Below are 11,833 nucleotides of genomic sequence, written 5' to 3'. Positions count from 1 at the left end.
AACTATTGAGCATATTTATTTGTTATACTATCCGGAAGCAGCTTTCGGCCCTCGGCGATTTCACGATTGCGACGTTTAAAATCGGAAAAAGCGGCCTTTAATTCCTCTTTCTTTGCATCGTTCACAATTTCTTCTTCATCAAGATTGGGATAAATCTGATATAAACGGTCGCCGTTTAAATGGTAGGTTTCCATTACAAAATCAAGCAGGTCTGTTTTGGTTTGCATTATGGGGATCTGATGCTTGTTTCTGAAGGTTTCAACCGTATCGAGACCTTTACCCAAAAAGGCATTCTGATCGGGAAGTTGGATGGCATAAGCATTATGCAAATAATTCAAAATACTGGGCGCTACATCAAGATGAGAAGAAATGGCTTCAATCTCTTTGGTGCGTTTGAGTAGGGGAGAGTACACAACAAAAGGTACATGGTAACGATCAATTTTTGTGCTTAATGGTATTTCGGGGATTCGATGGTCGCCGGTTATAAAAAAGATGGTATTCTTATAATCTGCTCTTTTTTTGTAGTTATTAAATAAATCTTTCAGGGCATCATCAGCATATAAAACGGTCCCGAGCTGCTTCGCAAATTTTTTACGTTGATCGTTTTGCCCGGGATCGAGCCCCAAAGTATTAAGGTAAGCCTCAAAGCGATTGAGATAGTGCTGCTGCTCGACCAGCATAAAGGGATTGTGGGTGGTTACAGTTAATAATACATCAAGTCTGGGGGCGTTTAAGGTGTCTGTTTGAGCATTTTGCAAAAAATGCCTGTAGAGTTCCCTATCCCCATATCCCCAGCTGTAGCCGGCAAATTCAGGAAGTTTTTTAAAACTGGAAGGGAAGGAATTTTCACCGTGAATACGTTTGACTTTATTAAGCCGAAGGTATCCATCCATATTGTCAAAAGATACATTACCGCCATAATAGAAGGAAGTCTCATATCCGTTTTTGCCCAGTATGTTAAGAAGAGACAGTTGCGTTGGCATATTTTCTTCTAATGCCAAAAAACCATTTTGCGCAAAAGGCTCAGAGCCTAAGAGCGAAGGTAACACGGCAAAAGTACGCCCTCCGTTACTGAGGAAATTTTTAAAATAAAGACTTTGCTTGCTCAGGCTATCTAAAAAGGGTGTGAAGTTCCCTAAATAGGCGCCGTCATTGGTAAAAGCTCTACCCAATCCCTCTACAATGATAAACACCAGATTGGGAGGACTGTCACGCTTTTCTAAAAAATTACCCAGTACATCAGAAGTGTCTGCATCATGTAGAAATGGATATTCCGGATATCGGTAATCAAAACTATTTTGAAGAGCGAGCCGGGTATTTAGAAGTTCTAAATAATTGGATGCGTAAATATCGGGCTTAAAGGTATCCCCAGCGTAATAATTTCTAGCTTCTTTATAAAAATGTTGAGACTTATTTGTGATCAGATTATTGGCGAAGTCTTCCGTATACCTTGGCTTAAGCCGACTTGGAAAGCTAAAAAGTACCATTACCACAGCAATTAAAAGCAGTACAAGTGAAGCACTCCAATTAAGAAGTAATTTGGGAACTAGATATACAATACCACCAATGATCAACCCTAAAACTAATAAAAAGAGGAACAGACTTTGAAAAGACAATACTCCGGAAGCACCTACCGTTTGAGCGACATCATCGAAGGTGTAGCCAAAAAAATCTGAGCCCAAAAGTAGCAGCGATTCTTTATGATAGTAAATAAAGAAGAGGTTGAAACAGAAGAACAAGACCGTGATAAAGCAAAAAAGTAGTCTTGTAAAGCGTTGATTGAGAAGGCTAAGGCTTAAAAAAAGTAAGCCCGTAAAGGGAAGAATACCGACCCAAAATAAAAGATCAATCACAAAGCTTTTAAAAAGTAAGTCAAAAAAATTCAATGGCAATCCGTGAGAAATCTGAATAAGCAGCAACTCCACAATACGGAATAGAAACAGGCCAATCAGGAAGAATAGTGCAAAACCTGAAAATTGGGATAGGGCGGTTTTAGAGATGTCTATAAAACGGGTGTTATTGTGCAGAGGCGCTGTCCTGGTCATAATTAAAGCAGTTAATATCAAATAGATCTGGAATACGATTCTAAAAATACGATAATGCAGGCTACTACCTTATCATACAGCCGTAAAACTAGCTATTAGGGCATAAACAGATTTTAACTCTAGATTGAAGGTGACACGGGTATGTTGAAATAATATTATTCAAGTGTTGATCTTTGCTGATTTACCCTAAGTGATTGTCTAAAATTCACAAGAGTGAAATCTAGAACAGAATAGTGTTTAAAAACTTTAGAAGTTCAATTTCAGATATTCAAACTCTGTTACTTTTAACTTGTATATCAACGATAAAATCAACCCTTCAAAGATATTATGTGTTGATTTCCAGAATTTAAGCCTAGCTTTATAACGTCATTCACCCCTAATGACAGGTTGATTTTTCGCCCCCGAAATTTTATGTCATTAGCGTATGAAAGAGCGTATTTTGGTTATTGAAGATAATCCTCAGGTTGCAGATTCTTTGTGCTACATTCTGGGAAAGGAGGGCTATCAGGTAACTGCCTGTTTTGACGGATTATCAGCGGTCAATCGTATGGAGCATGAAGACTACGATCTTATAATTACCGATTTGCTGGTTCCTTTTTTGTCCGGTATAAAACTCATCAGACAAATCCGTTTAAAAAAACCGGTGTTGCCCATTTTTGTGATTTCTTCAGTTATAGAAGATAAAGTGATTGAGCACATCAGATTACTCGGGGTTTATGATTTTTTACAAAAACCTTTTAATGCACAGGCCTTGTGTTCAGATATTAAGAAGCGCCTTCTCGCAGCCTGATTATTCTTTAAGAAAACCTTACCATCAAGTCCTATCCCGGTACCGGTTCTAACTCTTAATTTTGAAAAAAAAGGAGTTATGAATACTGCAATACACTTACAAAACAGACCAACCGGACGACCAGATCTTTCCGATTTTAAATTTGTGGAAGAAGAAAAACCTACTCCCGGCGAGGGAGAAATTTTACTGGAGACCAAATACATTTCGGTCGATCCCTATCTGCGCGGTCGTATGGTTGATGCAAAATCGTATATACCTCCTTTTGAACTCAACAAACCCATCACTTCCGGAATAATCGCTGAAGTCAAAGAATCAAAACATCCCGATTTTAAGGCAGGTGATTTCGTAAACGGAATGCTCGCCTGGAAGGAATTTCAGGTTTCTGATGGCAAGGGACTAACTAAGGTAGACCCTGACCAAGCTCCGCTTTCTGCTTATCTCGGAATTTTAGGAATGACCGGGCTAACCGCTTATTTCGGCCTCACCGACATAGGAAAACCCAAAGCTGGAGAAACCATTTTGGTAACGGGTGCCGCCGGCGCTGTAGGAAGCGTAGTGGGCCAATTGGGCAAAATCTTCGAATGTAAGGTTGTGGGTATCGCGGGAAGCGACGATAAGATTGACCTGATTACATCAGACTTTGGCTTTGATGCGGGGATTAATTACAAAACCACCGATGATATGAAAGCTGCCGTTGAAGAGGCCTGCCCTGATGGGATAGATGTGTTTTTTGATAATGTAGGCGGAAGTATTTTTGATGCGGTCATGGCGAACACCAACAGGGGAGCCCGGGTGGTTTTATGCGGCGCGATCGCAGACTATAACAAAACCGAAACTCCAACAGGACCGCGGGTAAATACGACCCTCATCAAAAACAGCATTCTGATGCAGGGCTTTACGGTGGGCAATTACCAAAGTGAATTCCAGAAAGGCATTCAAAAACTGGCCGGCTGGTTAAAAGACGATAAACTCAATTATGAGGAGACCATCGTCGAAGGTTTTAAGAACACGCCTCAGGCGTTTTTAGATCTGTTTGACGGTAAAAATACCGGGAAAATGGTGGTTAAAATCTAAGTGTCAGTACTCTAAAATTTTGTGAAATCTACTGTTCAGGAGTTTTACTCTTGTCAACTAAAGAGCATTTACTGTATCTTTGTCGACGTATGAACCAAATTGCGAATAAAATAGGGGCTGTTTTAATGGCGTGTGTGGTGCTGTTTACCACGATGTCCTTTACGGTCAATATGCACTATTGTGGCGATTTGCTGGTAGATTTTTCACTTACCAACCACACAAAATCCTGTGGAATGGAGCAGTCTCCGGACAATGTGGGAGATTGCGAAACTCAACTTCAGAAAAAATCCTGCTGTTCCGATAAGGAACTTTCGGCAAAAGCACAGGAAGATTTAAAACCTGCTTTTCATGATTTAGATATAAATCAGCAGCTTTTTATAACTTCTTTTTTATGTTCATACGCACTGCTTTTTGAGCCTCAGGAAGCAGACTTCAATGCATTTGAGGCCTACTCACCACCACCGCTGATACGGGACGTACAGACGCTCGATCAGGTTTTTCGTATTTGATTCTTTTTTTGAACTGAAACCAATTTTGGTTTTGGGATGTTTTTGCGTACGCGAAAGCATTAACGCACCAGTTTATGCCGTGCATTTTTCAATCTAAGTAATCAATACCGTAATTTATGCTCAATAAAAGCATCAAATTTTTTATCGAAAACAAGTTGGTCGCTTTCCTGCTTCTGGCGCTTTTTGTAGGCTGGGGAGTTGCCAATGCACCCTTTGACTGGGACACGGGCCTCATCCCACGCGATCCTGTTGCCGTAGATGCAATCCCGGATATCGGGGAAAACCAGCAAATTGTTTTCACCAAATGGCCCGGTCGCTCTCCGCAGGATATCGAAGATCAGATCAGCTATCCGCTTACTACCGCGCTTCTGGGAATTCCCGGAGTAAAAACCATACGCTCTTCATCGATGTTTGGCCTTAGCAGCATCTACATCATTTTTGAGGAGGATATTGAATTTTACTGGAGCCGTAGCCGCATTCTCGAAAAACTCAATTCTTTACCCTCGGGCCTATTGCCAGATGGCGTTAATCCTTCGCTGGGACCGGATGCTACAGGTCTGGGGCAGATTTTTTGGTACACGCTTGAAGGGCGTGATCCTCAGGGCAAGGTTACCGGTGGCTGGGATTTACAGGAATTACGCAGCATTCAGGATTATTACGTAAAATACGGTCTGGCTTCGGCAGGCGGTGTTTCTGAGGTGGCGTCTATTGGCGGCTATGTGCAGGAATATCAGATTGACGTAAATCCTGAATTGTTGCGTCAATACAACATTGGTCTGGACGCGCTGGTCATGGCGGTGAAAGAAAGCAACAAGGAAATTGGTGCTCAAACCCTTGAGATCAATAAAGCCGAATATCTGGTACGCGGACTGGGATATATCAAATCGGTTGCCGATCTGGAAAATGCTGTAGTCACCTCTTCAGACTTTACTTCGATCCGTATAAAGGATATAGCCACGGTTTCTCTGGGACCCGCACCACGCCGGGGCATTCTCGACAAGGAAGGTGCTGAGGTTGTAGGTGGAGTTGTGGTGGCGCGTTACGGCGCAAACCCGATGGAGGTGATTACTAATGTGAAGGAGAAAATCGCCGAGATTAGTGGTGGTATGCCCTCAAAAACCCTTACTGACGGCACCAAATCCCAACTGACTATTGTTCCGTTTTACGATCGTACGCAACTGATTCAGGAAACTTTGGGCACGCTCGATGAAGCCCTCACGATGGAAATTCTCATCACCATTCTGGTTATTATCGTTATGGTGTTCAACCTCAGGGCTTCGGCACTAATCTCAGGCCTGTTGCCGGTCGCTGTACTTATGGTATTTATTGCCATGAAATTATTTGAGGTAGATGCCAATATCGTAGCCTTATCGGGTATTGCGATCGCGATAGGCACCATGGTCGATGTCGGTGTTATTCTCACCGAAAATATGATAAGGCATCTGGATGAGCAGGAAAATCAGACCGAAAAACTTCCGTTAAACACCCTGATTTACAATGCTACTGCTGAGGTTTCGGGTGCTATTGTAACCGCGGTACTGACTACCATCATCAGTTTTATTCCGGTATTTACGATGATTGGTGCCGAAGGTAAACTCTTCCGGCCTCTGGCTTTTACTAAAACTGTGGCACTTGCAGCATCATTGGTTATCGCTTTGTTTCTCATCCCGCCTTTCGCGGCTTTGATTTTCCGCAGAAAACAACTGCGAACTCCCCTTGCAAATGCGTTTCAGGTACTTTTAATAGCATTGGGAGTACTGGCTATTGTATTGGGATACTGGTTAGGCTTGGTATTGATTGCTTTTGGTGTGCTCTATTTTTTACGCAAAGCGGAAAAGTTACCTTTTAAGGGTTTGCCGCAGGCGGAAGGCATTGTAGTGATTACGGCAATTGTGTTTTTGCTGGCGACCTATTGGCGTCCTCTGGGCTTCGACCGAAGCATTCTGATCAATCTTATCTTTGTCGCTTTTATCTGTGGGGTATTTTTTGGAGCCTTCTGGGTCCTGCAGCATTTTTACGAACGCATCCTCCGCTGGGCATTGTCAAATCGACTGTTATTCCTGAGCGTTCCGCTCACGGTGTTGATTTGCGGGGGTTTTATCCTAAGCAACACCGGAAAAGAATTTATGCCGGCACTCAATGAAGGCACTTTTCTGCTGATGCCAACTTCTTTACCGCACACCGGAGTTGAAGAAAACAAGCGGGTATTGCAGCAGCTCGATATGGCAGTAGCCAGTATTCCCGAAATTGAAACGGTGGTGGGTAAAGCCGGACGTACCGAGTCTGCGCTGGACCCTGCGCCCTTATCTATGTATGAAAACATCATCCAGTACAAACCTGAGTTTATGTTTAATGCAAACGGTAAGCGGCAGCGTTATCAGGTAGACGAAGACGGTTTTTTTGTACTTAAGAACGGCGGAAGGACGGCTAATCCCAATTTAGATTTATCTGACGAAAATGATGTCAGTTCGAGCGGTTCTGCTGAGCAGGGTCGAAGTACAGTCGAGAACCCTTTCCCGGTCAGTGCAGATCAGCTGGTGGAAGATGAAGACGGCGAATACTACCGCAACTGGCGTCCTGAAATTGAATCGGCCGATGATATCTGGAATGAGATCGCGCGGGTAACCAAACTTCCCGGTGTAACTTCAGCGCCCAAATTACAGCCTATTGAAACCCGTTTGATGATGCTGCAAACCGGGATGCGTGCGCCTATGGGGATTAAAGTTAAAGGTCAGGACCTGCGCCAGATTGAAGCTTTTGGTCTGAAACTGGAAACGATTCTAAAACAGGCCGAAGGCGTTAAGGAAGAGGCGGTTTTTGCAGACCGCATCGTAGGCAAACCCTATTTGCTTATCGATATCGACCGGGATCGTCTGGTACGTTACGGCATCAGCATTGAGCAGGTGCAACAGGTGCTTGAAATAGCGGTTGGGGGTATGCCTATCACCCAAACCGTAGAAGGTCGCGAGCGTTATGCTGTGCGGGTGCGTTATCCCCGCGAACTGCGTGACACGCCCGATGATTTAAAATCCATCTACGTTCCGGTGGAGAAGGGGAGTCCGGTGCCGCTTAGCGAACTCGTCACGATTAAATACGAGCAGGGGCCGCAGGTGATCAAGAGCGAAGATACTTTTCTGGTAGGCTATGTGCTTTTTGACAAACAGGACGGTTATGCCGAGGTCAATGTGGTCGAAAATGCGCAGCGCCTCATTCAGTCTAAAATTGATTCCGGCGAACTCGTCGTGCCTCAGGGAATCAGTTATCAGTTTACGGGGACTTATGAAAACCAGCTGCGGGCGGAAAAAACACTGAGTGTGGTTGTACCGCTGTGTTTGCTCATCATTTTCCTGATTTTGTATTTTCAGTTTCGTTCTGTTTCTACATCGCTAATGGTCTTTACGGGCATCGCCGTGGCTTTTGCGGGTGGCTTTATTATGATGTGGCTGTACGGGCAGGATTGGTTTTTAAACTTCAGTTTTTTTGGCGAAAATGTCCGCGATCTGTTCAATATGAAAACCATAAACCTCAGTGTGGCGGTTTGGGTCGGCTTTATCGCCCTGTTTGGAATTGCTACTGATGACGGTGTGGTAATGGCGACCTATCTGACGCAAACTTTTAAAAAGGAAAGCCCTGAAGATCGTAAAGAAATACGAGAGGCGACGCTTATCGCAGCAGGCAAGCGTATACGTCCGTGTCTGATGACCACGGTAACCACGATTTTAGCACTGTTACCGGTACTCACGTCAACCGGAAGGGGAAGTGATATTATGATCCCAATGGCCATCCCCGTTTTCGGTGGAATGATCATTGACGTAACTTCTTATTTCATCGTTCCGGTTTTATACAGCTGGTACAAGGAACGGAAGCTTGTTAGAAGTAATAAGTAAGAGGTAAGAAGTGAAAAGTTGAAAGTATAAGATAGAAAGTAAAAATTAAAAATAGATGTCAGTTCGAGCGCAGTCGAGAACCAACCGGCGGCTGAGTGCATTTGAAATAGCGTGGGCAATTTCAAATTTGTATCGAAGTCAGGGATGTTTTAAAGTAGAAAATACGAAATACGAAGTACGAAGTTGAAAGTAAAAGGTAAGAGGTAAGAAGTGAAAAATGAAAACTGCAAACCGCGAACCGAATAATAAATAATAAATAATGAACAGCATAAAACCATACAAGGGTATGCTAACCTTGATTTTGGCCCTCCTAATCGTAGGCATCAAGGACTTGAGCTCTCAGCAACTCAGTGATTATCTGGAGCAGGCGGTTGTGGCAAATCCCGAGATCAGGGCCTATGAACTGCGCTACAACGTGGCTCAGGAAAAGGCCACTGAAGTCAATACACTTCCCGATACCGAGTTTGCAGTGGGTTATTTTGTGAGTACCCCCGAGACACGCACGGGGGCGCAGCGTGCCCGTTTTTCGGTGAAGCAAATGCTGCCCTGGTTTGGTACGATTAACGCCCGTATTGCCGCTCAGGATGCCACGGCAGAGGCTGAGTATCTGGAATATGTGATCGCAAAGCGAAAGCTTCAGCTCGAGGTGACCCAAAGCTATTATGCGATGTACGGCATCAAGGCCCGGATGCTCGTTTTACAGCAAAACAAAGAACTTTTAAAAACCTATGAAGAGTTGGCCTTAACTGCGGTTGAGGTGGGAAAAGCTTCGGCGGTAGATTTTTTAAAAATTCAGATCAGGCAAAATGAACTCGAGGCACAACGCCAGGTGCTTGCCGAAGAACTTACGGCTGCACAGATTCAGTTTAATGCGTTGTTGAATGCAGAGGGATCAGCGCCGGTGCGTATTGTTGACAGTCTGGCGATTCCGGTTTCAGATCCGGAAGCTTCGCTGGAAGTTTTGGAGCAAAATCCCGAGCTGCTCAAATATGACCGAATCTACGAAAGTATCGCCAGTGCCGAAGCGCTTAACCAGCGGGAGGCTGCTCCCAAATTTGGTGTAGGTCTTGATTATATTCCGGTTTCGGAACGCACCGATATGATGATGCCAGACAATGGGAAAGATATTGTGATGCCTATGGTTTCGGTTTCGGTGCCTATTTTCAATAGCAAATACAAATCGGTTACCCGGCAAAACGAATTGAGGCAGCAGGAAGTTGAAGCTCAGCGTTCGCAACGCCTCAACAAGTTGCGAAGCCTTTTCGCGGAAGCGCAAAAGAATAGAAACACCGCCCGCATACAGTACAGTACACAGGAGCAAAACTTAAAACAGGCACGGGATGCCGAGTCTATTTTGCTGAAAAATTACGAGACCGGAACTATAGATTTTAGTGAAGTGCTCGATATACAGGAACTGCAATTAACTATTCAAACCAAACAAATCGAAGCGGTACAGCGCTATTACGAGCAGGCCGCAATACTCAATTATCTAATTCAATTTTAAAATTAAACACCATGAAAAACACAGTAAAATTTGTAATGATCGCGGCTACCGCGCTAAGCATCACCTCTTGCGGAAACGACAAAAAGAATAACAACGAGAGCGAAGACGCATTGGTAGAAGAGCGTATGGTTGATGAGCAGGAAATGGAGGGAATGGACCATATGGATGGCGCAGATATGGATCATTCGATGCACACAGATGCAGAAATGAAGACAGACGATGTCGCGCTAAGCTTTGAGGATGAGAACGTGGCCGCAGTGTGGAAAGCTTACAACAGCGTTCGTCTGGCACTTATAGCTTCAGACCCGGCTAAAGCCAAGCAGGAGGCTGCAAATCTGGCCATGATTTTTGACGAAAGCAATGCGAAATTAAAATCTGCAGCCAGTGCTATCGCTGCAAGTGAAGATTTAAAAGTGCAGCGTACCTCATTTTCACAGTTCTCTAACGCTGCCGAAGCCTATTTTAAAGGAACTTTAAACAGCGGAACCCTGTACAAGCAGCATTGTCCAATGGCTTTTGACGGTAAAGGTGGAGACTGGCTTTCTAATGAAGCCGCTATCAAAAATCCGTATTATGGAGACCAGATGCTTACCTGTGGCTCTGTGACTGCCACGATTACCAGGTAGGATTACTTCCTGCTCCTGAACTTTAAGGGCCTGGAATTTCCCTGATTCCAACCTAAGAAACAACCAAACCATAAATAGTACGTGACTATGAATGATTTTTTAAAACAATGGGGTGAGGCAGCCTATACAACAACCGGATTTTTTTGGATGGCACTCTGGGCGTTTGCCCTGGGCTATGTGATAAGCAGTATGATCCAGATTTTTGTAACCGAAAAGAAGATGCAAGAAACCATGGGAGGAGCCGAAGGCAAAGGCGTTTTGCTCGGCACCTTCTTCGGGTTTATCAGCAGTTCGTGCAGTTTTGCAGCTTTGGCATCTACCAAATCCCTGTTTAAAAAAGGAGCCAGTTTTGTATCGAGTATCGCCTTTTTGCTGGCTTCTACAAATTTGGTGATTGAATTAGGAATCATCATTTCGATATTTCTGGGATGGCAGTTTGTGGTAGGCGAGTACGTTGGCGGAATTTTGTTAATACTCATCAGCTGGCTGCTCATACGCCTCATCAATCCTAAAAAGCTCATTGAGAAAGCCCGGAAAAATTTAGAGGACAACGACAAAGACGACGACGAAAATTCCAAATCCTGGAAAGATAAAATGAAGTCTGAAGAAAGTTGGGCTAAGGTTTCCAAACAATATGGGATGGAGTGGAAGATGGTTTGGAAAGATGTCACCGTAGGCTTTACCATAGCAGGTATTGTCGCGGCCTTTGTGCCCGATGCGTGGTTTCAAACACTCTTTACCGGAACCGGTAACGGCAATACTGATTTCTCGTTTCTTGAAATTCTGGAACATATCTTAGTGGGTCCTGTGGCCGCTTTTATCACGTTTATCGGTTCTATGGGTAATATTCCGTTAGCGGCTTTGCTCTTTGGTAAAGGGGTCAGTTTTGCAGGGGTAATGGCCTTTATCTTTAGTGATCTGGTGGTGTTTCCCATTTTGCGCATCAATGCCAAATACTACGGGTGGAAGATGTCTTTGTTTATTCTCTTTCTGCTTTTTAGCGCATTGGTAGGAGCTTCGTTAATCCTGCATTATTCGTTTGACGTGTTCAGTATTCTACCGGATTCTTCACAGGTTACGATTCAGGATTCCGAGTATTTCAAAATCGATTATACCTTTTACCTCAATCTGGTCTTTTTGGCTATTTCGGGATACTTGCTCTACCTGGGCTTTTTTAAGCGAAACGATATTATGCATATGAAGGAAATGGCGCCTAAGAGTAAAACCCTGGAGAACACACTGAAGTATACAGCTTTTATTTGCTATGTATGGCTTGCCGGGGGCTTGATTGTTAAGTTTTTTGTTTGATAGCTGCTAGATCTAAGATATTAGATGTGAGACTAAAGATTTTAGAAGTAAGAGGTGAAAATTGACTAAGCAGTTTGCAGTCTCAGTTGG

General features: G+C 43.8%; 8 protein-coding genes. 7 read left to right on the top strand and 1 reads right to left on the bottom strand.

The genetic code is table 11. The annotated features are described in order from the left end of the window. Positions 1-2 precede the first annotated feature (2 nt). Positions 3-2,045: an LTA synthase family protein gene (locus CJ305_RS13185; protein ID WP_099646755.1), complete on the bottom strand. Its 2,043-nt coding sequence runs from the start codon at positions 2,043-2,045 to the stop codon at positions 3-5. A gap of 424 nt (positions 2,046-2,469) precedes the next feature. Here CJ305_RS13185 and CJ305_RS13180 point away from each other — a divergent pair, with 424 nt between their 5' ends. The 7 genes from CJ305_RS13180 to CJ305_RS13150 all read left to right on the top strand — a co-directional run bounded on the left by CJ305_RS13180 (position 2,470) and on the right by CJ305_RS13150 (position 11,743). Further along, the gene (locus CJ305_RS13180; RefSeq protein ID WP_099646754.1) at positions 2,470-2,835 is read left to right on the top strand and encodes a response regulator; all 366 of its coding nucleotides are present in this window, start codon (positions 2,470-2,472) and stop codon (positions 2,833-2,835) included. Positions 2,836-2,913: 78 nt separating this feature from the next. Next, the gene (locus CJ305_RS13175; protein WP_099646753.1) at positions 2,914-3,909 is read left to right on the top strand and encodes an NADP-dependent oxidoreductase; all 996 of its coding nucleotides are present in this window, start codon (positions 2,914-2,916) and stop codon (positions 3,907-3,909) included. A gap of 89 nt (positions 3,910-3,998) precedes the next feature. Continuing rightward, complete coding sequence (locus CJ305_RS13170; RefSeq protein ID WP_099646752.1) at positions 3,999-4,418, top strand: HYC_CC_PP family protein; 420 nt, start codon at positions 3,999-4,001, stop codon at positions 4,416-4,418. Between the two features lie 116 nt (positions 4,419-4,534). Beyond that, positions 4,535-8,305 carry an efflux RND transporter permease subunit gene (locus tag CJ305_RS13165; RefSeq protein WP_099646751.1) on the top strand — a complete coding sequence of 1,257 codons (3,771 nt, stop codon included), beginning with the start codon at positions 4,535-4,537 and terminating at the stop codon, positions 8,303-8,305. Between the two features lie 259 nt (positions 8,306-8,564). Then, a complete protein-coding gene (locus CJ305_RS13160) occupies positions 8,565-9,809 on the top strand; it encodes a TolC family protein (RefSeq protein WP_099646750.1) in 1,245 nt (414 codons plus the stop codon). A gap of 11 nt (positions 9,810-9,820) precedes the next feature. Further along, positions 9,821-10,435 carry a DUF3347 domain-containing protein gene (locus tag CJ305_RS13155; protein ID WP_099646749.1) on the top strand — a complete coding sequence of 205 codons (615 nt, stop codon included), beginning with the start codon at positions 9,821-9,823 and terminating at the stop codon, positions 10,433-10,435. Between the two features lie 87 nt (positions 10,436-10,522). Continuing rightward, positions 10,523-11,743, top strand: a complete 1,221-nt coding sequence (locus tag CJ305_RS13150; RefSeq protein WP_099646748.1) for a permease — start codon at positions 10,523-10,525, stop codon at positions 11,741-11,743. Positions 11,744-11,833: the final 90 nt, after the last annotated feature.

The sequence above is a fragment of the Leeuwenhoekiella nanhaiensis genome (assembly GCF_002744755.1).
Lineage (GTDB): Bacteria > Bacteroidota > Bacteroidia > Flavobacteriales > Flavobacteriaceae > Leeuwenhoekiella > Leeuwenhoekiella nanhaiensis.
This window is presented reverse-complemented; position numbering and strand designations above follow the sequence as displayed.

What these genes read in the sequence shown, in the direction of transcription:
- CJ305_RS13185 (WP_099646755.1), bottom strand. Translation starts at nt 2,045, where the DNA reads ATGACCAGGACAGCGCCTCTGCACAATAACACCCGTTTTATAGACATC.
- CJ305_RS13180 (WP_099646754.1), top strand. Translation starts at nt 2,470, where the DNA reads ATGAAAGAGCGTATTTTGGTTATTGAAGATAATCCTCAGGTTGCAGAT.
- CJ305_RS13175 (WP_099646753.1), top strand. Translation starts at nt 2,914, where the DNA reads ATGAATACTGCAATACACTTACAAAACAGACCAACCGGACGACCAGAT.
- CJ305_RS13170 (WP_099646752.1), top strand. Translation starts at nt 3,999, where the DNA reads ATGAACCAAATTGCGAATAAAATAGGGGCTGTTTTAATGGCGTGTGTG.
- CJ305_RS13165 (WP_099646751.1), top strand. Translation starts at nt 4,535, where the DNA reads ATGCTCAATAAAAGCATCAAATTTTTTATCGAAAACAAGTTGGTCGCT.
- CJ305_RS13160 (WP_099646750.1), top strand. Translation starts at nt 8,565, where the DNA reads ATGAACAGCATAAAACCATACAAGGGTATGCTAACCTTGATTTTGGCC.
- CJ305_RS13155 (WP_099646749.1), top strand. Translation starts at nt 9,821, where the DNA reads ATGAAAAACACAGTAAAATTTGTAATGATCGCGGCTACCGCGCTAAGC.
- CJ305_RS13150 (WP_099646748.1), top strand. Translation starts at nt 10,523, where the DNA reads ATGAATGATTTTTTAAAACAATGGGGTGAGGCAGCCTATACAACAACC.